The organism is Acinetobacter sp. GXMZU3951, assembly GCF_054457875.1.
The window spans coordinates 143,405-169,441 of sequence record NZ_JBTLFO010000004.1 but is presented as its reverse complement, the minus strand read 5'-3'; the positions used below and the strand labels follow the sequence as shown (position 1 = coordinate 169,441).

Genomic DNA, 26,037 nt, shown 5'->3' with positions numbered 1-26,037 from the left:
ATGGCTAAAGCATCCAAAAAAACAAATCGTTTTCAAAATACGGGTATTCCTTCTACTCCAGTTGATGTGAAAGAAAAAGTGTCTATTTCATCTTTATTTCAGCAGGTGACAGGTGTTGTTGTAGATAAAGAAAAAGAAGAATTATTGGCCCGTGATGAGCAATTGCGTCAAGAAGTAAAAGGTGCGCTACAAAAATTAGAATCGGCTTTAGAAGACACACGTCTGAAACAAGCAGATTATGAAGAAAAAGTAAAACTGCTTGCAGATGAAGATGAACGGTTAATGACACAGGAAAGTCGTCTTCAAAAACAAGAACAAGAACTTAGATGTTTAGAGTCGGATCTGGAAGTTAAAAAGTCTGATCTTCTAGAGCAAAATAAAAAAATTGCATCTGAAAAATCAGCCTTAAGATCTGAACAATTTAAGTTACAAGAGAAGTTAGCGACATTAGCAGACCTTAAGGCAAATGCTGAGCTCGGCTTTGCATTAGAAAAGCAAAAAGCATTAGAAGACAAAAGAGCGGAATTAGATCGTCTGCAAACTGAAGCTCTGGAAAAACTATCAGATACGGCACAACGCTTAGCAGAGCAAGAAAAAAAGCTACTTGAACGCGAGGAAAGCTTACTTCTCAAAGAAGCCGAGGCCATTTCAGGTTTTATACGTGAAAAGAAAGACATCCTTAATCAACAACATGCTGAAATCCAAGCGCTACAAAATGCGTGGAACAAAGAAAAACAGCAACAAGAACAGGAGTTAGCTCAGGCTAAGCATGAAATTGTTGTAAAGCAAGTAGAAATAGAACAAGCAGAACATCAGCTTAAAAATGACAAAGATCAGTTTGAAGCAACGATCGAAGCGATGCGCAATAGTATTCGAAATGAATTTAGTGTACAGATCACTAAACTAAAATCATCGAATGAAAGTTTGGAATACAGCCATAATCAGGCTTTAGATGAAATTGATGCTTTAACAGCAAAATTACAACAATATGCCGATTTAGAAAGACAACTTGAAGGTCAGGGCATCATTGAAGTTCAAGAAGAGTTAACGGATTTACGTGAAAGAAATCGTGAATTAAGAATTAAATTGAGTGAGCGTTCAGAAGAAGGTTTAGAAGAAGAAAATGAGCGTTTAGAAGAGAAATGCGATGATCTGGAGTCACAAGTGTTTGAGTTACGTCAAAGAAATAATGATTTAGAAAATGAACTGAATAATTCACGCTTAAGTGTCATGGCTAAGCAGCATCTACAACAAGAAAAGCGCGTTTTAGAAGAGCACAAACGTGTTTTAGATACCAGTATTGGTCAATTACGAACACAAATTGATGACTTGGTCGAGAAGCAACAAGGTGAGTTGCCATTCAAGAGTCTGAGTGAAATGGATCAGATCTATAGAAGTGAAGCAAGAGGACTGCAAGCTGTCCCAGAGCTTCAACGATTTGTATCCATCATGCAGTCAAATATTGCAAAACAGAAGTTCTATTACAGTCTAAAAGATATCCGTTTATTCATTGCTGGTTTAGCGATGAGTAAGCTGCATTTACTTCAAGGTATCTCTGGAACGGGTAAAACCAGCTTAGCGCGTGCATTTGCTAAAGCAATCAACAATGCGACAGGTGAAGGGCAAGAAAAACAGTACTGTGAAATTGTTCGTGTACAAGCTGGATGGCGTGATCGTGAAGATTTATTGGGTCATTTTAACGCGTTTGAAAAACGTTTTTATACCAAAGAAGCTTTACAAGCATTATACCGTGCCCAACAGCCAAAGTTTAAAGATACTTTACAAATCATCTTGTTAGATGAAATGAACTTATCACAGCCGGAACAATATTTTGCGGATTTCCTCTCTCTCATGGAAACGCCAGATCGTGCTGAGATTAATTTGTTGGATAGTGCGAATGAAAAAGCACCTGAGTTGTTTATCAATAAACGTGCCATCAAAATTCCACACAACGTTTGGTTTATTGGTACAGCCAACCATGATGAAACGACAAAAGAATTTGCTGATAAAACTTATGATCGTGCCCATGTCATGGAAGTTAAACGCAGTGAAGAAGACGTTGATATCAGTTATGCAAATACTGAACAGTATTCATTTAGCTCATTGATGCAAAGTTTTGAACAAGCTCAACACAAGCATAAAGCCGTGGTGAAAAATATCTTCACTCAATTGCAAAATAGTCTGCTTGAAGATGCTTTAAAAGCGGTGAATGTCAGCTGGGGAAATCGTTTAGAACGTCAAGCATACAGCTTTATTCCTGTATATATTGAGATGGGAGGCTCAGTGTCGGAAGCGCTTGATCATCTATTTGCGACTAAGGTTTTCCGTCAGGGGAAAGTGACGGGTCGATACGATACTCGAGTAGATAAAATCGAACTCATTATTTCATGTTTACAAGACGCTTGGCTGGATCTTGGTTTAAAAGATGAAAAACCTGTAATGAGCTTAGCGTTATTGAATCAAGATGTTGAGCGTTTAAAAGGTAATCTATGAAACTAATAGACCGACTCACTCAACAATCTTTAGCTGCGGAGGAACTATTGCATATCGATGCAATCGTTCCTGAACGCTATGTACTTGCTACTGATTGGGAGTTTCAGTCTCTCACATTGCCAAAATTCAGTTTTTTATTTGCGGATGGTGGTTCTATCCGACTAAACGCAAATAAAAATTTACATACGCATACACCTGAGATCTCGCCGACCATTGCTGAATCAATTCAATATATAGGCGAGCTTGTCCGAGAATGTGGCATAGGTGAGTCTTTCAACAATTTACCAAATCCGCTTGTACCCAATAGCGTATTTGATTCTGAAACTCAATTAAAGCCTTTAGAGGAAATGTTGCAAGATGTCTTAGAAAAAGGGCATCTGCATCATATTGCCTATAACCCGCGGATGGATATGCGTTATGACGAAGAACTCGTTGATGTCAGTCGTGCGAAAAAAATTTCAAATAATGCGCATCGCTATTTGGCGGGGCATTCTGAAACATGGCAACAACGTAGTTTAGTTGGGATTAGACCAAAGAAAGTACTTGCGAAAGTGAGTGATGATGAACTACTGATTTATGAAAATAAGGTGTTTGCACAACTGCTTGATAAGTTAAGATTTTATATTGCTTCGCGTCTCAATGATTTAGTGCAACAGCAATCTAATTTACAAGCGGCTTTAAATTTAGGTGATTCTTCAGAAACTTATTATAAGTTGAGCAATGAGTTATGTGAACTTTGGGCAGATAATCTCACTGCAGATGAAACAGAAAATATTCTTTCTCAGCTAGAAGAAACTATTCTCTATAATCAGCAGTTGTTGTCGAACATTAAAACTTTGCAATCGTCTGGTTTATACGTGCAAATCCCACCACCACATCGTAAAGTGGCCGATCAGCTGCATAAAACCAATATTTTAAATTATGATCAACATTATCGGCATTTAAATCGCTTATGGGCAACCCTATACGAGCAAAAAAATAAAACACCGAATTTTAAGGAAAAGTTCGAAGCTTATTGGCATTTTCAGCTTCATTATGTTGAGGAATATAGCTTACTTATTATTTTACAAGCCTTTTCTAGCTTGGGCTTTCAGATTTCAAAATCGTCCGATTCAAATATGCATTATTCCTTGAACAGGGAAAATATCAGTTGTGCTTTAAAATTTGATGCAGAGCTGAAAATTTGGAACATTACTTCAGTACACGACACATTAAATATTGTACCGATTGCCACAGATCGCCATGAAAGTCTTTTGGATGCATTAAAACACAATCCACATCTTGTTATTTTTTCATTAGGTGGCAACTTAAAAATTCAAGAAAAACATAGGCATTTTGTCTGGACGAATCCGTTTAATTTTGAGGCCGTTGAAAAATTTATCGTGATTGTCTTGGAGTGGATATATAAGCCTCTTTTACAATCGTACTCGAAAACACTGAACTTAGGCAGAGTCCCTCAATCTGTTAAAAATGAACTGGGGCTACATGCTTATATGGTAAATAAAAACGATGAAATGCAATTGGTGAATGTGCTTAATTCCGAGCAGTTAAGTTCATTAGCATCAGCTTGTTCGGCTGCAAATACAGAGAATATTTACCGTGTTATTCGAGCGCAGCATGATGATTACTTAAATTTTACGAACTGTCCGGTGTGTTTATCTCAGGCTGAATTTGAGCCTCGAATATCCAACCAAACTTTTATCGCGCAATGTACTGATCCTGAGTGTGGTGTGAGTTATAAGTTAATCAGTAGTGGAAATCAGGATAAAGAATTTTCTTTACAGGCTGCCGGAGATTGGGTGAAGGGTGGAAGATGGGATTTAAATTTCCAGATTTGAATTTACCCACAAATATAGATTGTTAAATACAGATCTTATTTTAAATAATATAGGCTGCTGAGGATTGTATATAGCAGCTTATATTACTAAGCTATTGACTTTATATAAATAAATTAAAATCGAGGGTTGTGATGCAATCTCAGAACTTTGAATTTCTAAGAGAAAACTTTCCACTTTTGGCAGATTTGGGGGCACTTGCGGAAGCGATAATTTATACAGATCCGGGCAGTGCAACCACACGGTTACGTGCTTTTGCAGAAGAAGTGGTCAAATCTATCTATGAGTTTGAAGCTTTAGCACGTCCTCAAAAAGCGAATTTTTCAGAATTGCTCACTGAGTCTGATTTTAAAAACAGTATTACACCGTCGCTATTATACAAACTTGATTACCTACGCCAACAAGGTAACTTGACGGCGCATGGTGCTTTGGGTAATCAAAAAACAGCTTTTGCTTGCTTAGGTACAGCCTTTGGAATCGGGCAGTATCTGATGGTGAACTACTGTAAAGTTCCCAATGAAGCTCTACCTACATTTAAAAATATTGAAAAGCATTCTGCGACTGAAAAAGAGCTCAATTTACAGTATGAAGAGAATCAAAAGTTAAGAGAAGAATTAGATAAAGAGCGTTTAAAGAACCTAAAAGTAGAAAAAATCAGTACCGAACTCGCTCAACAAAAACGTGCGAGAAGTACCCATGTTGCCCACAGCTTACAGTGGAATGAAGAAAAGACGCGTAAATTTATCATTGATAATATGGTGTTAACCGCGGGTTGGGATATTACCGATCCACAGCAGGTTCAGCTCGAATTTCCTGTAGACATGCGCGATGGGCAAAAAGGCTTTGTTGACTATGTGTTTTTTGATTTAGAAGGTCAGCCTATTGCGGTCTTAGAGGCTAAAAAAGCTAGTGTCAGTGTGCATCAGGGCCGAGAGCAAGCTCGACATTATGCAGATGCTTTGGAAGACATGGGCTTTAAGCGTCCAGTCATTTTTTATAGTAATGGTTATGAAACCTATATTTGGGACGATGCACGATATAGCAGCTATCGCCAAATTTATGGTTTTTATAGTCGCGACAGTTTGGCAAATTTACGTTTCCAACATCAATATGCGAATAAAGAATTAGAGCGTAATAATCCGGACTTATCCATTGTTGAGCGTCCGTATCAAATTGAAGCTATTAAAACCTTAAGCCGTAAATTTCAAGATCAAGGTCGTAAAGCTTTAATCATTCAAGCCACAGGTACAGGTAAAACCCGTGTAGCAATTGCCTTGTCGGAATTACTCATTCGTGAACATTGGGCTCAGCGTATTTTATTTTTATGTGATCGTCGAGAATTACGTAAACAAGCAGATGATGCTTTTAAGGACTTCTTGAGGAGTGAACCACGTTGTGTGATTGGCGCAACAAATAAAGTACCCACAGATTCTCGTATTTATATTGCAACTTATCCAGGCATGATGAATCGCTTTGCCCAGTTCGATGTGGGGTTCTTTGATTTAATCATTGCCGATGAAAGTCACCGCAGTATTTATAATCGTTATAAAGATCTATTCGACTATTTTGATGCGCTACAAGTCGGTCTAACAGCAACACCAGTTAAGTTTATTAGTCGTAACACGTTTAAAATGTTTGACTGTACTGATACGCAACCGACCTTTGAATTTGGCTTAGACAAAGCCATTGAAAATGAACCTCCTTACTTGGTTCCATTCAAAGTCAAAGATGTCACGACAGAATTCTTACGTGATGGGATCCACTATAATCAACTTTCTGAAGAGCAAAAGAAACAACTCGAAGATGATTTAGGGGAAGATGTTGCCAAGCAAACGACCATTAAAGGTAATCAGATTGGTAAGAAGATTTTTAGTGAATCAACAGACACTTTTATTTTGCAAAATCTGATGGAAAATGGCATTAAAGATGCCACCGGAAGTTTAATTGGTAAAACAATCATTTTTGCGCAACGCCAAGATCATGCAGAGCATCTAGAACAACTGTTTTGTAAGCTTTATCCTCAGTATGGTGCGCGGGTATGTAAGGTGATTCATAACAAGATTCACAAGGTAGATAACCTGATTACAGAGTTTAAAGAACCGAATAATGATTTTCGAATTGCCATTTCAGTGGATATGCTCGATACAGGAATCGATGTTCCAGAAGTGGTTAATTTAGTCTTTGCTAAACCTGTCATGTCTTGGGTGAAATTCTGGCAGATGATTGGTCGTGGTACACGCCTTTGTGAAAATCTATTTGGTCCAGGTAAAGACAAAAAAGAATTTTTGATTTTCGATCATTATGGCAACTTTAAATATTTTGAAGAGGAATATGAAGAGCCGGAAGATGTTAAATCGGTTTCTTTATTGCAGTCGACTTTCCTTGCTAAGTTGGATTTTGCCAAAGCTGCTTTAATCCATAGCGACATTGATGGTTTTGAGATTGCAACCAATCTGCTCGCCGCTGATATTAATGATTTACCAAATGATAGCGTGACCGTTAAGAAGCACTTACGTATCGTACATCAGTTACAACAAACCCAGTTGATTAAAGAGTTTAGAGCCTCCACGCAGCATATTTTACTGGACAAAATTGCACCCTTAATGGATGCACGTGTACTGAAAGAAAAAGAGGCAATTGCATTTGATAAGCTGATTGCACAGACTCAAGAAAGTTTAATTCGTAAATCTAGTTCTTATGAAACTTATAAAGCGCAAGTTCTTGCTGAAGTTTCATCTCTAGCTGTGAACATTCAGGCAGTCCGACAAAAGGCGGAGCTGATTAAGGCGGCGCAAACCAATGCCTATTGGTCAGATATTACGGTCAGTAAATTAGAGCAACTGCGACTTGAACTGCGGTTATTGATGCAGTTTAAACAAGCAGGAAATACAGTAGGTGGTGCATGGGCAACACCAACGACAACGACCCAAGATGGTGAAGTTCAAATCATTGAAAAAGATATTAAACTCAGCAATAACGAAGCAATGCTTTATCGTAAAAAGCTGAAAGAAATTTTAGATCAAATGATTGAGAGCAACACAGTATTACAGAAAATTCGCCAGCAACAACCAGTCGAAGAAGGTGAATTACAGATGCTCACTTCAACTGTATTGTCTGAACATCCGAACATTGAAATTGACGTGCTCAACAAGTTTTATGGTCGTACAGCAACCGAATTACATCTGACCATTCAAGACATTGTCGGTTTAGATCCTAAGGCGGTGGAGCAGCACTTTAGAGCGTTTTTATACAACCATCCACAATTGACCGCTCGACAAGTGCAATTCCTCAATTTATTGCAAGCTTACATTTCTCAAAATGGTGGCATCATTATTGATAAATTATATGAAGCACCATTTACGGGGGTTCATCCACAGAGTCTAGATGGTCTGTTTACACCGGATGATGTAACAGATCTCATCCATGTGATGAAACCCTTTGTTAAAAAACAACCACCTGAGCAGCGGATTGCTTAATTTAAAGCCCTCGCTCGATTAAACTGATGAAAACTTTGCTGTTATTGGAATTGCTATGCTAACTGGATCTATTCGCAACGATATTGATAAACTTTGGGAAAAATTTTGGACCGGAGGCATTACCAATCCTTTAACCGTGATTGAGCAAATTAGTTACCTAATGTTTGCCCGTATGTTGGATATGCAAGAAGACGTTGCCGACAACAAAGCAGCTAAAGGTTTGACGGTGACAGGGCGTTTGTTCCCACAGACACCAGAAGGTCAGTTACTGCGCTGGAAAAACTTTAAAAACTTAAGCGGCAAAGAATTACATCAGCATTTAAAAAGCAAAGTTTTTCCATTTTTTGCAGAGTTAGGCAGTAAAAGATCGACAGAGCAAGGTTTTAGTAGCATCAGCGAATATATGCAAGATGCCGATTTAGAAATTAAAAATGAATCGGTCTTGGTGTCTGCGGTGAAGATGGTCGATGAATTGCCACTCATTCAAAGCGATGTCAAAGGTGATATTTACGAGTATTTACTGAGTAAATTGACCACTGCAGGGATTAATGGTCAATTCCGTACACCGCGCCATGTGATTGATACCATGATTGAAATCATGGATCCTCAACCAACTGAAAACGTGTGTGACCCTGCCTGTGGTACAGCAGGATTTTTGGCACGTACCCGTGAATATTTAAACCGCCAACATTCTAGTGAATACGGCGTAGTTGTCGATGAAGATGGCAATAAAAATTACCTCGGTGATTTGCTGACGCCCTATATGGATCATATCAATCACGATATGTTCTGGGGCTTTGACTTTGACAGCACCATGCTCCGTGTTTCGAGTATGAATATGGCATTACACGGTGTGACCAATGCCAATATTTTGTACCAAGACAGTTTAAATAAATCCATTAAAGAGCATTATCCACAGCAGGAAGAAAACTTCTTTGATGTGATTTTGGCAAACCCACCATTTAAAGGCAGTTTGGATGAATCCAACATTAATCCGCCTTTATTGAAAATGGTCAAAACCAAGAAAACTGAACTGCTCTTTGTGGCGCATATTTTACGTGCTTTAAAGCTAGGTGGTCGTGCGGCTGTGATTGTACCTGATGGTGTTTTATTTGGCTCTTCGAGTGCGCACCAACAACTGCGTAAGAGCATGATTGAAAACAATCAGCTTGAGGGCATTATTAGCTTACCAAGCGGTGTGTTTAAGCCGTATGCGGGTGTCAGTACTGCGATTTTACTGTTCACGAAAGGCGGTTCGACTGAGCGTGTTTGGTTCTATGATGTTCAGGCAGATGGTTATTCTTTAGATGATAAGCGTACGCCACTGAGCGGTGAGGGTGCGAATGATTTACCGGATGTGGTTGCACAGTGGAAAGCGTATCGTCAGCTTGTATTGAATAATGCTTCTGCTGAGGAAATTGCAACAGCGTTTGGTGATAAGTCGAAAAAAGCTTTTGTGGTGGATGCCAAAGATATTATTGCCAATAAGTTTGATTTTTCGATTAACCGTTATAAAGAAGTCCTGTATGAAACGGTTGAATATGCTGATCCAAAAACGATTTTGGCTGAACTCAAACAGTTGGAAAATGAAATTCTTCAAGGGATGAATGAGCTTGAGGAGATGATTAAGTGAGTTTACCTTTCATCAAAATAAAAGATTGCGTAGAAAAGGTTAGTAACTGGAATCCAATTACTGAAGCACCCGATCAAGTTATTGACTATGTAGATCTGAGTGCTGTCGATAAAGATAGTAAAGCAGTATCAGATGTAATTAGAGTCGAAGGGAAATCAGCGCCATCTAGAGCACGACAGTTAGTAAAAGCTGATGATATTTTAGTGTCAACTGTCCGACCTAATTTAAACGGTGTAGCCAAAATTGATTCATCTTTAAATGGAGCTACTGCTTCTACAGGTTTTACAGTTCTACGGGCTAGGAGAACTGTTTTAGATCCAAATTATTTATTTCATTGGGTCAAAACATCTCAATTTATTAATGATATGGTAAGTAAGGCTACTGGGCAAAGTTATCCTGCTGTTTCCGATAAAACAGTATTAAATTCAGAAATTCCCTTACATCCATTAGAAGAACAACGCCGAATTGCGTCAATCTTAGATAAAGCTGATGAAATCCGCCAAAAACGTCAGCAGGCAATTGCAAAGTTAGACGAGCTTTTACAAGCAACGTTTATTGATATGTTTGGGGATCCAGTTTCTAATCCTAAAAAATGGCCTATCAAGTCTTTGAAAGAGTTTGGAAACTTTAAAAATGGTTTGAACTATGGGAAAGGTGAGTCAGGTGTTACTAGAAAATATATTGGTGTAGGAAACTTCAAAAACTTCTCAAAACTAGATGATATAGAGTCATTAGGATCAATAAAACTGAATAATGATCCATCTAAAGAGTACTTCTTAAAAGATGGAGATCTTTTATTTGTTCGCTCAAATGGTAATAAAGAATTAGTTGGCCGTTGTATGGCTGTTTATCCAAAAAATGATTTGGTTACATATAGTGGATTTTGTATACGTTATCGAATTGAAAAAGATGGACTTACGCCCGAATATTTAAGTCATTTATTCCGTTCTGAATCATTTAGATCTAGTATTTTAAAAGCAGGGCAAGGTGCAAATATTCAAAATATTAATCAACAGTCATTGAGTGAGTTACTTATCCCGATCCCACCTGAAGAACTACTTAGTAAATGGTCTATTTTTTTAAATCAGATTGAAAAGCAAAAGTTGCTTTGCTCAAAAGAATTAGAAAAGGATTTATTTATTTCTTTACAGCAAAAAGCATTTAATGGAACGCTTTAAATGTCAGTGCAACAAGTATTTAATCGATCCGTCAATCGAGTCTTTCTCTTAGGCAAGATCAAAGACATTCAAACCCTTCAAATCGATCAGACCACTTTAAATTATCTGATTATGGAAACAGAAGAGGGTTGGAAGGACAAATTTGGGAATCAGAAAACACAAGTAGAGCAACACTATGTTGTTCTACCATCTCACTTTGGCGAATATCTGAATAATCTCGAACCTAACCAAAACATCATGCTTCAAGGTAGCATCAAAACCAAACAGCAAAATCAATATCCACAGTTTCAATGTATGAGCTACGTTTTGGCTGAAAGCATCCAAGATATTGCCAGCTTCACAGAACTTCATGAAATGGAAGTCAATGACGGCTTACCATTTCCAAAACGTCTTATCTCTCTGTGGTCTGAGCCAACAGCGCACTAATTATTCCGTGTTTTAAAGGAATAGGTTTATCTATGTTAATCCAATATATCCATCATAAAGATACCAATCAAACAGCCGTAAAAGCTTTAAGTCACCAATTACAGCAATACTTTAATGTCACTGATTATCGGGTCAATGTCGGTTGGATTCATTCACGCACGCGCTCAGAACAGGGTTATAACATTCGTTCAGTGAAAGGCACAGAACGCTATTATTTACATACAGGTAAGGATAAAGCTGAACTTAAAACTGGCGAACTGGTTTTCTTCAATTATACCGATTCAAAACATTGTGAAGACCGTTTAGACCTCGTTGCACATTGTAGTTTAGAAGAATTTTTTGACACGAAAAATACCGCACTGATTAGCAGTTTTTTAGACTTTTTCTATGTCATTTTCTCTTACGCAACAAAAGCGGATGTTTATACAAAGCAACTCGATCAAGTATGTACATTACTGCTAAAACAGCAATATGAGGATGCTGTTTACCAAAACATCTTTGCCAATAGAAGTTTGCTGAACACGCTGATTTTAGAACATCGTGCGCTTAGCAATTCCTATGCCCATGCCTATTTACTAAAAGCAGAAGAAGAATTACCTGAAAGCTTACTCATTAGATTTCTGAAGCAAAATGTCGACCGACCGAAAGACCTCGACTTTTTAGTGAAATATGCAGCACATAAGGGTTTTAAAAAATTAAACTTTGCCATCAAACTGGTTATTGGTCATTCACTCGATGTAAATGAAATTAATGACCTACAGCTTGAAGTTCAATATAGCTTTTTAAATGAATACATACCTAAACACCCTTTGTGGCGTGAAATGGTATTGGCGCATCCAGCAACACTGTATAACGATGCCATTGCTGAAAAATTTATTGCAGAATTACCGCAAGATAAAACTCAGTGGTATAATACCCTACTGCAATTTCCACTGAATATTCAAAATGATTTAGCCAATAAATTGGCGGAAGACAATTTTGAATATGTCTATCAGTTGATCTCTGATGAACAACGATATATTCATCATATTATGCAATGTATACAACATAGCTACTATGAAAATTTCGCTAATTATTACGAGTTTTCCAAGCAACGTAATTTTCATCATGTATTTTGTATTCTTAAAATAATTGAATACAAAATTTTGAATAAGCCGATTAAAGTTTATGAACTTAATAAAATTATAGAAAATTATGTAGATGGTCTTTTTAAAACCAATAGTCAGGATAATTTATTAACAAAAATAGATTTCACTATCTTTTCCGGTTGCACATATATGCCAGAAAGTTATGGAAAAGAAAATACAGTAAATATCTATAAAAATGCTAATCCGGATGCAAAATTTTATCCAACTCCTTCTGTATTACAGCCATTAAGTTTTTGTGAGGGAGGAATATGGTTTAAGGATAAAGAAGTTCAATATAAAGAGATCAATGGAGGAAAAATTAATTTAGAACTCTTAACAGAAGATGAAAGAAAAACTTTAAAAGATGATGAGATTGTTAAAGAAGTTGTTAAAGAAAGAAATGTACTATGTAGACGACATGCCTGCCAACACTGCACAACAGATACGCTTGAATCTAGTGTATTTTATCAGCTTTTACGCAAAGTTGATTTTGATCCTTTAGTTTTACATGATGGTAGAAAAGACAATAATCAAGTTATACGTCGAATAGCCGGGATTAATCGATGGAATGAAATCATTGATCGATTAACTTGTAGAACATGTAATAGTAATTTTTCAGTTTCAGAGCATACTAAATTTTCAATCGGTAAAATGGCATATAGTGCAAGTTATTGGCATTGTTCGAATGAAAATTGTCATGAATTTACTCATGTGGTGAAAATTACCCATTGTCTAGCTTGTATGTCAGTCATTGATAGTCGTGACTCGCACTTTAGCTGTAATCCATATGAAACTTTATCATTCAAAAAATTTTATTTATGTAAAAATTGTGCTGGTTGCTGTTGGGAGCATGGTTTTAAAGGAACATGCCCATCATGTGGGTTAGAAGATGCCTATCCGAATTTAACAGAAGAGAACCGTACTAAAGCACAATGTAAAGGATGTGGCGAAAAAGTATCAATTAAGAAAAGACTTTTTCAAAACTATATGTTAAAGAAAAATCTACCGCCCAAATTGGTCAAATATGAAGATCAAACAGTTATAACAGAATTCAAAAATGGGGTTCAAAAACTCTACGTCTATGATTTATATAATGCGCTAACAAGTAAGAGAATGCAGTTTAGTCGACTGAAAAATTTCGACTTTATTATTGATGTCAAAATTTTATATAAAATGGCATTCCTTGGCTTAGATCACAAACAGTATAAAAATATCCTGCCGGATGATCAGATTCCTGTACAGCTTGAACAGGACGCTGTGAATGTAGATATGGTGACTTTGGAAAAGCTCAAAGAGCTTGCGGATAAAGCCTTAAGCCGTCCTTATTTCCATCAACTCTACAAAATGATTGAGTTACCTTTTGCATTAGCTTTATATCAATATGCTCAGACAGGGCTTTATCTTCCTTCTAAGAGGATTAAAGCATTTGCTGAAAAGATTGAGCATGCACGCAATGCAATTAACTTTAAGGTACAAAATGAAGTCGGGGTCTTTGCTTCAGATCAAAATGAAGTAAAAAAATATCTTGAAGATAAATATCATCATCAACTTTTATTAGAAATCAATAGTGAGAGGGATTTTGAGAGCATCATCAAAAGACAAAAAGATGACCTCATTGTGCAGCAATTACAAATGCTGGATAAGATCAATCGAGCTGGTTCTGTTATTTCAGAGTTTTCTCGTTTAAATAGTGAAATAGTACATCCAGAGTACCAAATTATAGGGACGGTAACAGGTCGATGTACTGCGAAAAAACCAGCAATTTTATCATTCCCGAAAGTCTTCCGTTCTATTTTTGCCGGTATCCCAGATCATCAGTTGTATTCATTTGATTATGGACAAATTGAGCTAGGGATATTGGCAGGTTTATCTCAGGATGAGCAATTAATTGCTGACTATAATGAATCTGATATCTATCAGGAATTAGCAGATGAAACAGATCTAACACGTGATAATGCAAAGATCTTTTTCTTGGGTCTACTCTATGGCATTACAGACCAAAATCTAATCAAAATGATGGGAATTAGCCAAGGTGAAATCTTAGAGATTAGACAACGTTTAATGGTACGTTACCCAAAGATTGAGGAACTCAGACAACGTTGTATCAGCTTTGGACAACAGCATGGTTTTATCAATAATATGTTTGGCTTACACCGAGCTACGATAGAGTCACGAAATAAATCACCGTATGTACAGAATTGGGAAAAAAATTGGTTCTTTAATTTCCCAATCCAAAGCACGGCTGCTGGCGTTTTCAAGAAGGCATTGATTCACATTTTTGAATCTGATACAAAAAAAACCATGAAAATGGTCTGTCCTTTGTATGATGAGTTTTTAGTACAAATTCCGAATGCAGATCGTGCTTATTATATTGCATTGATTCGAACAGCGATGATTACAGCACTGAGTGAAACATTCCCACAGTTAATCCCTAAAGTTGACTTACAGGTTTATGAGGATGAAGGGGTAGATGAATTTAATACGCATGCTTGGTTAGCTTGGTTTGAGCAGTTTAATGTTAAACCTATGCAGCAGGTTGTGTATCACCATGATCCAGATTTACCATTTTAAGAATAAAGAGCGAAGTTAAATATTATGAAAATCACCAAGATTTCTCTCACCAATTTTAGAGCTTTCAAGCAAACTCAAACGATTGAGTTTGCTCCTGTGACCTTACTTTTTGGTCCAAACAGTGTTGGGAAAAGCACTGTGCTCAAAGCATTGTTCTATGTACAGCAAATTCTTGCTAAAGGACAATGCAACCCAATGTACTTAGATGCTTTAAATAAAAAGTACATTGGTGGTTTTGAGAACTTGGTGCATAAACGAGATTTGGACACCAACATCACCCTTAAAATTGAATATGTTAAGGGTGATGCAATTGGGAGTAGTTATGCTTACCTCTATGAATTATTGAGCGAAGAGCTGGATATTCAGCTCAGTAGTCCAGTCGTTGATGCTAAGACGATTGCTGTTGAATTTGAAATTGCATGGCATAAATTTGAGAAAACGGCTTATATCAAAACGTATCGAGTGGAGTTTGACGGAGACATTATTGCGGAAGTCTCAAGTTCTGGACCGAATCAAGCGTTTCTTACATTCTTGAACTATATTCATCCATTGCTGTTACCCGCGAATCATGAAGATTGGTTAAAAGTTCAAAAAGAGTCAGAAGCAAATTTACATCCGTATAATCGCTTGTTATTGGATGGGAATTATGTTTATGAAAATTATGATGAACGTGACCAAAGTGAATTAGAAGAAAAATTAAGCCAGAAGCTATTGGAGCATTATTCTTCATATTATGAAAATGCAGTAGATGAAGAGTCATTACTAACGGTATTTAACCAACATCTACAAGAATATGCTAAACATCTTGCAACGTACAAAGCTCTGTTGAATAAACAATATACTATTAATCAAAATAAGGTGAGTGTTGAAATAGGTGAAAATTTCGGTTTTGCTTTTACAAATGATAGCTCACTTATCGTAGGTTTAAATAAAAATACATTAGGCATAGATGCCTTTGAATTTTTAGAAAAACATAAAGGTATTGGAAGATATACATCTAATAATTATTTTGTCAGTGCATTACATGAGCTCATTAATTTGCATGAGCGAAATCAACGGAATATGATTTCGATCCAAGATCATCGAGAGTATGATCTTTTACATAATGTATTGACGCTTGAAACGGGTAGTGGTGCTTTGCCACCCTTAGGTAAAAAGATCAGAACTAATCTTGAGTTAGATACGATTAAACATGATGAGATTATTACTGAGTTATTGAGTGATGTTCTAGTTGCTCCATTGGATAACCTTCTAAAGTTATTAAATGAAAGCTTGTGCATTGGACCAATTCGTAAAATTCCGGATGCAAACTATCAACCATTGCCATATGTGGAACAGGCTGATTGGTATGATGGGAGTGCTGCCTGGAGTGTGCTAAAAAAAGCCTCTTTCAATGAGTTAAAGCAAATTCACCAATGGATGTCAGATCAAGACAAATTAAATCTTGGTTATGGTATATCTGCAAAAGTAAGTAAGACATTTAGTTTGTATAACCTTGTTTATGATACACATAACTTTGAAAGTTTATCTCCTAAAATTGATGAACTCATTCGTTGGTATTTAGGTGATAAACGTTTAAATGAAATGGAAGGGGTATTGAAGCTAATTTCTGAAATTGAAACCCGTATTGTAGATCCTACGAATGAAGAGGAATATAAGCATGATTTCGCGCAGAAAGCCATTATTAAGCAATACCGGAAATTGGAAAACCAAGCGAGAAATTTAGAGTCACTTATCGCTGAAGTACAATCTAAGAAAGATTTTGAAGAACATTCATTGGATTTACAGAGCAGTGCGCTTATCAAGCAATTAGATGAAGAGGATTACGACCTTCAGGAGCTTTTAAATAATAGAACTTATGAAGACGTGATTTCTGATTTAACGGCTAAATTGGAAGAAATCCAAGCTAAGAGATACAAAGTTTTAAATCAAACTGATTTTCTGAAATTAGACACAAATGATTTAGTTCAAGGATATTCTATTTGGGATCAACAAAATGACATATCAGTAGAGCCAAATGAAATCGGTACTGGTGTGTCTCAGTTGATGCCATTAATCGTTGCAGCAATTACCCAAAAGAGTGGTTTAGTTGCCTGTGAACAGCCTGAGCTCCATTTACATCCACGAGTACAGGTCGCTATTGGTGATTTGTTAAGTCAAAATACGGAGCATGTAAATTATTTAATTGAAACGCATAGTGAGCATTTGATTTTGCGTCTCAGAAGACGTATTAGGCAAAACACAGACCATGAATTACCAATAGGATTAAAAGCATTTAGCCCTAAAGAAGTGATCATTAACTATTTAGAGCCTTCAAAAGACGGTGTACAAGTTAGATGTATCCGTATGGATGAAGATGGTGAATTTACAGATCCTTGGCCAAATGGGTTCTTTCATGAAAGATTGGATGAGGCAATGTAATGATTTACGAATATGCTCTAGACCCAAAAGTTATCTTAAAGTGGTTAGAAAGTGAAAGTACTGCAACTTGGTTGGAAAGTTTAAATGGAGTTGGAATAGGAACTCCACGGTTTTTTAGTACTTTCCCTAGTCAGAAAAAAAGAAAGTTTATCAGTGGTTTGGCAAAATTAAGATATGAAATGTCAGATCATAATCTCATAAGTCGTTTAGATCGTTTATGTGAATACTTAGATAAGGCAGGGATGTTTATTAGAGCATCAGAAAATTTTTCAGGAGATGAATGGCATGAAAAAGTCATTCAATCACACAATATAAGCCCTTTTAAGGCCATAGTGACATCAAATAAATTGGAGGTGTTAGAGTGGCTACCTCCAGAAAACGTAGTCTACTCGCAACTATGGAATTTACCATCACAAATAAGTTTTAGTCGAACTACAAAAGATTTTTTAGAAAAAATATCTAATTTCATTAATTCAACTGAGAAAAATTTAATCATCGTCGATGCTTATTCCTGGAAAGAAAATGCTATTACTGTAATCGGTAAGATTCTCAATCAGTTTGGAAATAGTTCATCTCTACCATCAGTAAAAATTTATTATAAAGAAAATCGAGAAAACTGTTCACCTAGTGTTGATCATATAAAAAGACAGTTAATTAGGGTATTAAAAAATAATGCTAAACACTTAAATATAACAATTTATCAGATTAAGGAAACTGATCAGAGTGATGCTTTCCATAATCGTTATATTTTAAATGATTTAGGTGGAGTTCATATAGGGCATGGTTTAGATCTTTCAGAAAAAGAAAATCATACAGATGAGGTTACTTTATTAAACCGTGAGATCTATATGAAACGATGGAAACAATTTTACTATCCAGATAAATTTGAAATTCTAGATAAAAGTGAGTGAATTTAAAAACCGCTATTAAATGATATAAAATTTAGTAATTATAAATAGAATAGCTTTAAACAGCTATTCTATAGAAATATCTGTCATTCTTCATGAATTTTATCACATAGCTCAATCCATCCGTTCCAATAATTATTTTTTCTATAAAAACTTTTATCCCAGATATCTTTCCACCAAGGCGTATAAGGATTAAATACGCATAAAGGATGAATATTCCCAGAAACCAGCTCTTCGAAATCATCACTTTTTAAGATAAAACTTTTTATTTTTTTTCTTAAAAAAGTTAACTCTAAATTCTTATTTATATCCTTTAAAATATTAGAAAATATCTTAATATTTTTTAAGTTTTCCCCATATACCATTTGGTTTAATATTATATTATTTATGAAAATAATTTCAAATAGATGAGATTCATATATTTTAACAATATAAAAATCACCAAGATCATCTTTACTACGTAGTAACAAAATTTCTATTGGTTGATTATATAAATTATGAGACTTATTAAGCCATTCTATAGCGGCAGAATTATCGAGAGGAAAATTATCTTCTAGAATGGTGAAAGGATTACCTAGGCCATGAAATAACCATTCAACATTGCAATTAAATAATTGAGCTATTTTCCTTAACTGCGAAAAAGACGGTTCTAATTTTCCTTTAAACCAAAGATCCACATGCTCCGCATATTCTTCATTGATTTTATACGCAATTACTGATGAAGATAAGTTTTTTTCAATTCTATTAAACTGATCCTTTAATAAGTTAAGGCGGTTTGATAAATCAGCCTTTCGATTTGAATAAATATTTTTACTGACTAATTCCTCTATTGCTTTTAGTACTGTATTTAAGGAGTTGATATCTACGTCAAAAGAATCTTGTAAACGCGCAACGATATCGGCATTCATAGATCGATTTTTTTCTTGAGCAGATTGCTCAATTTTTTCTTTCAAATCTGCCGGGAGCCGCAGCTTGTACTGCGGATCTTTTTGAAGAAAGCTCATACGAATTCGTTAATTAGTAGTCATTTCTTAGGTTATTGACATTTACAAAAAAACTCAATATGGTACCTACTAGGTACCTTTTGTGGTTTTAGTCATGATAAATTTTGTTGCTCTAAGAAAAGGGCGTATTGGTATAGAGCTTCAGAATATTGTGGAATGGCCAACTTTTGATGAAGGGGCATTAGAAAAAAAGAAATATCTTGAATACATCAACAGAAAAAAAGGTGTTGAGATGTATGCAAGAGGGCATGATGCTAGTTTGATAAAAACTGAAACAGGCTTCTCAGAAAAATACATATTCAGACTTATTACCGAGAGGTGTTTAGCAACACATCAAGATGGACGTATTTATGGTTGGAGAGGACTAGTTCCTCATATCAATATTAATGGATATAAAAGGAAAAATAAGGTATCAGCAAATTCCTTTGGACATGGATGTAGTGGGGCATTAGATTCCTTATTTGTAAGATTTCCAGAAGTTAAAGAATCTTTTAATAATAAAATTCTCAATTCTAGAGGACAAAAAAATCTTGACTACGTAAATCAATCTAGCAAAGGATTATGGTTGTGGTTTTTAAGCCAATTAAAAGAGTTAGGGCTAGAAATCAAACAAGAATGGCCTTTCGACACAGACAAAAGAGGTTACGTAACTATTACTAAGTACATAAAAAAGGTTTTAGCAGAAAACCCTGCACAGGCAGTGAAGGTATTTGGTAAGAAAAGCAGTCAAAAAATTACAACAGGAGATGGTACTGACAGACCTATTGACGCACCATTATCACGAGTAGAAATGGATGCACATCTTCTTGATGGTCACTTTTGTATTCTTGTACCAGACTTTTCGGGGGATTTTACTGAAAAAATTATTCATAGAGTTTGGGTAATTGTACTCATTGATGTTTATACAAGAGTAGTTTTAGGTTATCACCTATCTTTAGGTAAAGAGGTTAATAAATTTGATGTATTAAAAGCCATTAGAAACTCTGTCACAAAATACAAACCTAGTAACAACTTTTCAGATATTAAATATTGTGAAGCCCCTGGTTTTCCTTCGATGTTATCTGATAAGTATATTGGTTTGTGTTGGGATGAGATGTGTGTTGATGGGGCCTTAGCAGAAAATTGTACTTATATTGAGCATATTTTGAATAATGTAATTGGATCAAAACTAATATCTCCAGTATCGAAAATTACCAATTATGCTAAACTTAGAAATAAAGATGATAGGCCAAATATCGAAGCTTTTTTTAGAAATATATCTACTTATGGCTTTCAGAAGTTAAGTAATACAAGTGGTAAAGACCATAAATCAAAAAGAGAGAACCCTCAAAAAATTGCCATAGAGTCTAGATTTCAACTGGAGTATGCTGAAGAGTTACTAGGTGCAATGATTACTGAATACAATAATACTCCTCATTCGAGCTTAGGATATAGATCTCCTTTGGAATATTTTGAATTTACGATACGAAAACAAGAAAATCTTAGGTATGTAGATCAAGAAAAGATTGATATTTTGTTTAGTTATAGAAAAAAATGTCAAGTTAAAGGTGATCTTCAACAGGGAAGAAAACCTTACATAAATTTTGAAGGAGCAAGATATAACAGTGAAATATTAGGGCAAAGATTTGATCTAATAGGTAGCTATATTTGGGTTTCAAATCATTTACCTGATGATGCACGAGTTGTTATGGCATCTACAGAAAATGGTGACTCTTTAGGAATATTGCGAGCTGCTATGCCATGGCATAAGCATCCTCATAGTTTGAGAGTTCGAAAACATATCAACTCTGCTATTAACAAAAAAATTATTCATGTTTATGAAAATAAAGATGCTGTAAGTGCTTTTATGGAGTTTGCTATTACTCATAAAACACTACCAACGCACCCAGCTTACTTAGAACTACAAAGAATATTAGTAAATGATAACAGATACTAGTGATTCATTTATTGATGAGAATTCGACCAATTTCCCAGACAGTTTAGAGATTAGCTCTAAGGAAAATAAACAAAAAATAGAATTATCAAATGTTGAGCCTGGTTTTAAATCATCTAAAACAAACAATAAAAAATATGATTTATCCAACTTACCAGCTAGAAGAAAAATAGTACAGGGGTGATGTATGAATCAAAATATTAATTTTAACCATCCCATATTTACTCAGAAATATACAATTTATACTCCTCCAATGGATGAAATGATAGCAGTTATTGGTGATTGGATAGAACAAAGGTTGAGTGGAGGTTATTTGTATGGTCCGTCAAGATTTGGAAAAACTCGTACTGTAAGGGATTATTTAATAGGTGAATTATCACAACGTTTTAAACATGAAATTCCTTTAGTATTATGGAGTCGAAAAGACTCATTAATGAGTGAAGGTGAGTTTTGGAATGAAATATTAAAATCAACAAATTATGAATTTTATGATATAAAAAAACCAAAAACAAAAATGATTGCAAGGAACTTAGTAGAAGAAAGATTTAAAACCATAGCTGATTTCGCTTATAGTAATTATGTAATTATTTTAATTGATGAAGCTCAAGAGATGACTCTTAAAGAGTGGAAATGGTTATTAGGTTTGCAAAACAATTTTGACTTAAGTGGTTATAAACTAAGTGTTTTTTCAATAGCTACCCATAATGTAAATTATAAGCCAAATTATTTAGCAAGAACTGGTAATCCTCATATAGCAGCGAGATTTTTTACAGGTGATTACCGCTTTAAAGGTATTAAAACCTTGCAAGAAATTGCTTTTATTCTTAGATCATATGAAGAAGAATCTGAATGGCCAGTCGGAAGTGGAACCACATATTTGGAATATTTTGCTCCAACAGGTTATAAAAAAGGTAATCGTCTAATTAATTATGCTGAATTAATATGGGACGGTTTTCAAAAATCATATCCACAGAAGGCATATAAGAAGAGTCAATTTGAAATACCTATGCAACACTTAGCCTTATTAATTGAAAAAACTCTTAAAGACCTAGCTAATGATGGTGAAGATTGGGGTAAGCTTGAATCATTAGATTACTGGTTAGATTTGATTAAGAAGACGGGTTTCGAGAGTCATATTTCAATGATTACAGAAATACCTATTTAGGAATTATAATGATTAAAAAATCAGTAAATATTAATTCCCCCAAATATCCTAATTTTAATTGGAGTATCGATCTTTTAAATAAAACAGAATCATTTGAAAGTTTTATTGCTAAATTTTGTCATTTAAATAAAATAACTGTAAAAAAATTTTTACAAAATTGGAATTACTTATATACTGATAAAATTAAATTTGATAATTTTTTTAGAAATATATCAAAAAATGATAAGGATATTTTAGAATCTTACTCTCAATTCAAGTACGCTAAACTAGATTGCATTGAACGTGGAATAAAATTAGAAAAAGGAAACAATACTCATAAGCAAATATTTTCATACTGCGAATTATGTATGAAATCTGGATTTCACAGTGAAATTTTTAATAAAAATTGGATTAGTATATGTCCAGTACACAAGACTAAATTGCAAAAAATAAACTTGTTGACAGAATCAACATCTAATAAAAATGACTATTTTGAGTCAAGGGTTGAAAAAATAAAAGAATTGGCAATTAGTTTAAATTTAGATTGGCCAAGAAGTAAAGAAAGGGTTTCAACATTGAGATTTTGTAAAATAAAAAATTGGGTGGTCGGATTGGAAAAAGAAATTCAAGAATATTTCTCAATTACAGGGAATATTATATGTGCTACGAATGAGAGTGATATTAATAGATTATTAGTATTTTTTAACTACATTTTTCCCATCAATAGTACTGATCTTAATTTTATATTCAGGAATACAAAACAGACATCACCCGAAGTAAAATTATATTATGACAAGGAGGTCTTAATTTTTATAAGAGATTATAGGTATGAAATAAATAATTTATTAGAGCACTATAAAAATAAATTTCAAGCTGACAAGTTTAATAATTTTAAATTTTTCAAATTTATTAATAATTACTTAAATTATATTAATAAAATTCATTGCAAAAAAAAATGTAAATGGGCTGATAGAAAGAGGGAGTATTATTGGAAAACAAGTGAAAATCAATTTCACAACAATTTATGGACGACTTGTCAATACGAGCAAGTAGGATATTTAATCAGTGCTAATTGGTTAGATTACTCGTTATTAGGACATACTGAGGTCAAGAGAATCTTAAGTCAGGAGTTTCATTATCGAAAAATAAACATCAGCAAAAAAGTTGAAAAATTCCTTGAGGAAATCCTGTTCGAATTACTTATAAATATTATTTTTGAATTAAGCAATAAAATTAAAGAGGTACAGAAGTTCCCAGGAAGAAAGATAGATCTCCATGAAATATTTGCATCTAACATCTATCTAAAATTAGAAGATGATAAATGCATACTCATCAATACTGTAGGATCATCTACATCTGATAGAGTTACAAAATTAGTTAATTTTCAGTAACAAGTTTAATTAAATGAACGTGACTTCCATTTTTATTCCAAATTTTTAAGTCTGAGATTTCGTATAATATAGATTATGTTAAATAAGGTGTTGTGCCATAACTACCTAATTATTAGAACTAGCTCAGGTTATAATGATGACCTCCCAAAATATGATTGATCAATTATGAACACCTCCAATGACCCTTTACACGGCAAAAAACTTGCTGACATTTTGGATGAATTATTGGATTACTACGGTGGCTTTGAAGGCTTAAGTCGTAAAATTGAAATTAGATGTTTTTGCATAGATCCAAGTGTTAAATCATCATTGCGATTCTTGCGTACCACTCCATGGGCACGTGAAAAAGTAGAAAGCTTATATTTGTATGTCTTACGCCAAAAAGCCAAACAGAAATCGTAGCTATAAAAACCCAGCCTCAGCATTTTAATTAGTGGTGGACTGCCACCACTCTCCTAGACAAATTTAGTCTATTCTTAAGACCTTTTTAATAGGAAAATATGTATTCATAGTCAGTTTCATGAACCTAATATTTTATAAGTTATTGAATAGCCACCAAAATTCTAGACACACATAACCATCTTTTGATGGGCCTTTTCATAATCTAATGGAGAACGTTGCCCATTGGAACCATGCCGTCGTTTTGAATTATAAAACATCTCAATATATTCAAAGATATCAGACCTGGCTTCAGTTCTTGATGCATATATTTTCTTCTTTATTCTTTCTCGCTTTAACAACTGAAAGAAACTCTCAGCAACAGCATTATCATGGCAATTTCCTCGTCTACTCATACTGCATTCCAGATTGTGTTGTTTAAGGAATGTTTGCCATTCATGACTCGTATATTGGCTGCCTTGGTCGGAATGAATCAGAACTTTATTCTGTGGTTTTCTCCGCCATAGAGACATTAATAATGCATCTAAAACCAGATCTGTCGTGATTCTGGATTTCATTGACCAGCCAACAACAAGACGTGAAAAAAGGTCAATCACAACTGCAAGATACAACCATCCTTCATGTGTACGAATATAGGTAATATCAGTCACCCACAATTGATTGGGATGAGTTGGATTAAACTGTCGGTCTAAAGTATTTGCGGCAACGACAGCAGGCGTACCAGCGTGAGCTCTAGGTTTACGATAGCCACGCTGTGATTTGAGACCATTCGCTTTCATGAGCCGATGTACTCGATTGATACTACAACTTTCGCCAACATCTTTTAAGTCACAGTGAATCTTGCGATAGCCGTAAACTCCGCCAGATTCCAGCCAGAACTGTTTAATCAATCCTGAAAGCTGTTGCCGTTTCCTCGCAGTTTTACTTGTGGGTTGCTTTAACCATGCGTAATAACCACTGTGATGAACATCTAACGTTGAACATAAACGACGAACAGGCCATATATGCTGGTTGTCCCGAATAAAGGCGTACCTCATTTGGACTGACTTGCGAAGTACACCGCGGCCTTTTTTAATATGTCTCTTTCTTCAGTGACCCTTTGCAGTTCTTTTTTTAATTTTGCTAATTCTGTACTTGGATCATTAGATTCTGTTGTCTTGGGTTGTTGTGGATCATAACGTTTAATCCAGGCATATAAACTATGTGTAGTTGTACCTAAACGCGCAGCAACCTCGGCCACGCTATAACCTTTCTCGGTAACTTGCTTTACTGCTTCAATTTTGAATTCTTCAGGGTATCGTTTACTGCTCATAAGCACCTCGTTAATTAGCCATTTTATCTAACTAAAAGGTGTCTACAAGATCGGTGGCTATTCAATCACTTTAGTGCTCTAAGTAATTAAATTTTTTGTTTATTAAACATAAATTTAATTGTGAACTAGATTACAGGTAAACATAAGTTAAATAACGTATCCAAGACTGTAGCCTACACAACTCGGTTGTTACTACACTTCAACATCTCAAGAAAATTTAAATTATATCGGGCACATTTAAAGATACTTTTACCCGATCTAATACAACCGTTGTTTTAAACCATTCTACATTTGAATTGTTATGAAATAGTTCATCACAAATCTCTTGGAAGCGTTTCATACTTGGTACTAATAAAACAAGCATAAAATCTGCTTCACCTGTGACGTAATAACACTGCTGTATCTCTGACCTAGAGAAACTTTCTTTTATTGCTTCAAGATCTGTAATATGAGTTTTATTAAGCCTAACTTCGACAATAACAGTAATGACTTGATTCAGCTTATCTGGATCAAGAACAGCAACATTCCTAACGATATAACCGTTTTCACGTAATTTCTGAATACGTCTTTGTATTGAAGCAGTCGATAAGTGCACAGCTTCAGCTAATTCACGTAATGGAATTAAACAATCCCTTTGAAGCAATTTTAGCAATAAAAAATCAAATTTATCTAGAACCATATTAGTTTATGCTGTGAGAAATTTTCTCGTTAAGGATAAAAAATAAGAGCCTTATTATCAATTATTCTGAAATAAAATATCGTTTAAATGATTCAACAAGTTCAAAT

Annotated in this window: 17 protein-coding genes; 14 read left to right on the top strand and 3 right to left on the bottom strand. The window is 35.0% G+C overall.

Annotated features, from left to right (window positions below):
• The 9 genes from ACX17N_RS08545 to ACX17N_RS08505 all read left to right on the top strand — a co-directional run bounded on the left by ACX17N_RS08545 (position 1) and on the right by ACX17N_RS08505 (position 18,071).
• A complete protein-coding gene (locus ACX17N_RS08545) occupies positions 1-2,493 on the top strand; it encodes an AAA family ATPase (RefSeq protein WP_458892141.1) in 2,493 nt (830 codons plus the stop codon).
• The gene (locus tag ACX17N_RS08540; protein WP_458892140.1) at positions 2,490-4,331 is read left to right on the top strand and encodes a hypothetical protein; all 1,842 of its coding nucleotides are present in this window, start codon (positions 2,490-2,492) and stop codon (positions 4,329-4,331) included. Before ACX17N_RS08545 ends, ACX17N_RS08540 begins: the two co-directional genes overlap by 4 nt.
• Before the next feature lie 131 nt (positions 4,332-4,462).
• Positions 4,463-7,804: a DEAD/DEAH box helicase family protein gene (locus ACX17N_RS08535; RefSeq protein ID WP_458892139.1), complete on the top strand. Its 3,342-nt coding sequence runs from the start codon at positions 4,463-4,465 to the stop codon at positions 7,802-7,804.
• Between the two features lie 55 nt (positions 7,805-7,859).
• Positions 7,860-9,437: a type I restriction-modification system subunit M gene (locus ACX17N_RS08530; RefSeq protein ID WP_458892138.1), complete on the top strand. Its 1,578-nt coding sequence runs from the start codon at positions 7,860-7,862 to the stop codon at positions 9,435-9,437.
• On the top strand, positions 9,434-10,615 hold the full coding sequence (locus tag ACX17N_RS08525; protein ID WP_458892137.1) for a restriction endonuclease subunit S: 1,182 nt from the start codon (positions 9,434-9,436) through the stop codon (positions 10,613-10,615). The genes ACX17N_RS08530 and ACX17N_RS08525 overlap by 4 nt, the downstream gene beginning before the upstream one ends.
• Positions 10,616-11,041 (top strand): hypothetical protein, encoded by a 426-nt coding sequence (locus ACX17N_RS08520; RefSeq protein WP_458892136.1) that lies wholly within the window; start codon positions 10,616-10,618, stop codon positions 11,039-11,041.
• 32 nt (positions 11,042-11,073) lie between these two features.
• Positions 11,074-14,739, top strand: coding sequence for a DNA polymerase (locus ACX17N_RS08515; protein WP_458892135.1), 3,666 nt, complete (start codon positions 11,074-11,076; stop codon positions 14,737-14,739).
• 24 nt (positions 14,740-14,763) lie between these two features.
• Positions 14,764-17,160, top strand: coding sequence for an AAA family ATPase (locus ACX17N_RS08510; RefSeq protein ID WP_458892134.1), 2,397 nt, complete (start codon positions 14,764-14,766; stop codon positions 17,158-17,160).
• Positions 17,160-18,071 carry a hypothetical protein gene (locus ACX17N_RS08505; protein ID WP_458892133.1) on the top strand — a complete coding sequence of 304 codons (912 nt, stop codon included), beginning with the start codon at positions 17,160-17,162 and terminating at the stop codon, positions 18,069-18,071. The genes ACX17N_RS08510 and ACX17N_RS08505 overlap by 1 nt, the downstream gene beginning before the upstream one ends.
• An 83-nt stretch (positions 18,072-18,154) precedes the next feature.
• Here ACX17N_RS08505 and ACX17N_RS08500 read toward each other — a convergent pair whose 3' ends face one another.
• Positions 18,155-19,072 (bottom strand): Arc family DNA-binding protein, encoded by a 918-nt coding sequence (locus tag ACX17N_RS08500; RefSeq protein WP_458892132.1) that lies wholly within the window; start codon positions 19,070-19,072, stop codon positions 18,155-18,157.
• 94 nt (positions 19,073-19,166) lie between these two features.
• Here ACX17N_RS08500 and ACX17N_RS08495 point away from each other — a divergent pair, with 94 nt between their 5' ends.
• From ACX17N_RS08495 to ACX17N_RS08475, 5 genes are all read left to right on the top strand, one after another.
• The gene (locus ACX17N_RS08495; RefSeq protein WP_458892131.1) at positions 19,167-21,008 is read left to right on the top strand and encodes a hypothetical protein; all 1,842 of its coding nucleotides are present in this window, start codon (positions 19,167-19,169) and stop codon (positions 21,006-21,008) included.
• Positions 20,992-21,189, top strand: coding sequence for a hypothetical protein (locus ACX17N_RS08490; RefSeq protein WP_458892130.1), 198 nt, complete (start codon positions 20,992-20,994; stop codon positions 21,187-21,189). The genes ACX17N_RS08495 and ACX17N_RS08490 overlap by 17 nt, the downstream gene beginning before the upstream one ends.
• A gap of 3 nt (positions 21,190-21,192) precedes the next feature.
• Positions 21,193-22,170 (top strand): ATP-binding protein, encoded by a 978-nt coding sequence (locus ACX17N_RS08485; protein ID WP_458892129.1) that lies wholly within the window; start codon positions 21,193-21,195, stop codon positions 22,168-22,170.
• Positions 22,171-22,178: 8 nt separating this feature from the next.
• A complete protein-coding gene (locus ACX17N_RS08480) occupies positions 22,179-23,540 on the top strand; it encodes a hypothetical protein (RefSeq protein WP_458892128.1) in 1,362 nt (453 codons plus the stop codon).
• A gap of 165 nt (positions 23,541-23,705) precedes the next feature.
• Complete coding sequence (locus ACX17N_RS08475) at positions 23,706-23,942, top strand: VF530 family protein (protein WP_074947644.1); 237 nt, start codon at positions 23,706-23,708, stop codon at positions 23,940-23,942.
• Positions 23,943-24,103: 161 nt separating this feature from the next.
• Here ACX17N_RS08475 and ACX17N_RS08470 read toward each other — a convergent pair.
• Positions 24,104-25,251 (bottom strand): IS3 family transposase gene (locus ACX17N_RS08470; RefSeq protein WP_458892127.1). Its coding sequence is split into 2 segments (ribosomal slippage): positions 24,104-25,005 and positions 25,005-25,251, totalling 1,149 coding nucleotides; the frame shifts between segments, so codons are not numbered across the junction.
• Positions 25,252-25,468: 217 nt separating this feature from the next.
• Positions 25,469-25,930 carry an Lrp/AsnC family transcriptional regulator gene (locus tag ACX17N_RS08465; protein ID WP_458892126.1) on the bottom strand — a complete coding sequence of 154 codons (462 nt, stop codon included), beginning with the start codon at positions 25,928-25,930 and terminating at the stop codon, positions 25,469-25,471.
• Positions 25,931-26,037: the final 107 nt, after the last annotated feature.

What these genes read in the sequence shown, in the direction of transcription:
- ACX17N_RS08545 (WP_458892141.1), top strand. Translation starts at nt 1, where the DNA reads ATGGCTAAAGCATCCAAAAAAACAAATCGTTTTCAAAATACGGGTATT.
- ACX17N_RS08540 (WP_458892140.1), top strand. Translation starts at nt 2,490, where the DNA reads ATGAAACTAATAGACCGACTCACTCAACAATCTTTAGCTGCGGAGGAA.
- ACX17N_RS08535 (WP_458892139.1), top strand. Translation starts at nt 4,463, where the DNA reads ATGCAATCTCAGAACTTTGAATTTCTAAGAGAAAACTTTCCACTTTTG.
- ACX17N_RS08530 (WP_458892138.1), top strand. Translation starts at nt 7,860, where the DNA reads ATGCTAACTGGATCTATTCGCAACGATATTGATAAACTTTGGGAAAAA.
- ACX17N_RS08520 (WP_458892136.1), top strand. Translation starts at nt 10,616, where the DNA reads ATGTCAGTGCAACAAGTATTTAATCGATCCGTCAATCGAGTCTTTCTC.
- ACX17N_RS08515 (WP_458892135.1), top strand. Translation starts at nt 11,074, where the DNA reads ATGTTAATCCAATATATCCATCATAAAGATACCAATCAAACAGCCGTA.
- ACX17N_RS08510 (WP_458892134.1), top strand. Translation starts at nt 14,764, where the DNA reads ATGAAAATCACCAAGATTTCTCTCACCAATTTTAGAGCTTTCAAGCAA.
- ACX17N_RS08505 (WP_458892133.1), top strand. Translation starts at nt 17,160, where the DNA reads ATGATTTACGAATATGCTCTAGACCCAAAAGTTATCTTAAAGTGGTTA.
- ACX17N_RS08500 (WP_458892132.1), bottom strand. Translation starts at nt 19,072, where the DNA reads ATGAGCTTTCTTCAAAAAGATCCGCAGTACAAGCTGCGGCTCCCGGCA.
- ACX17N_RS08495 (WP_458892131.1), top strand. Translation starts at nt 19,167, where the DNA reads ATGATAAATTTTGTTGCTCTAAGAAAAGGGCGTATTGGTATAGAGCTT.
- ACX17N_RS08490 (WP_458892130.1), top strand. Translation starts at nt 20,992, where the DNA reads ATGATAACAGATACTAGTGATTCATTTATTGATGAGAATTCGACCAAT.
- ACX17N_RS08485 (WP_458892129.1), top strand. Translation starts at nt 21,193, where the DNA reads ATGAATCAAAATATTAATTTTAACCATCCCATATTTACTCAGAAATAT.
- ACX17N_RS08480 (WP_458892128.1), top strand. Translation starts at nt 22,179, where the DNA reads ATGATTAAAAAATCAGTAAATATTAATTCCCCCAAATATCCTAATTTT.
- ACX17N_RS08475 (WP_074947644.1), top strand. Translation starts at nt 23,706, where the DNA reads ATGAACACCTCCAATGACCCTTTACACGGCAAAAAACTTGCTGACATT.
- ACX17N_RS08465 (WP_458892126.1), bottom strand. Translation starts at nt 25,930, where the DNA reads ATGGTTCTAGATAAATTTGATTTTTTATTGCTAAAATTGCTTCAAAGG.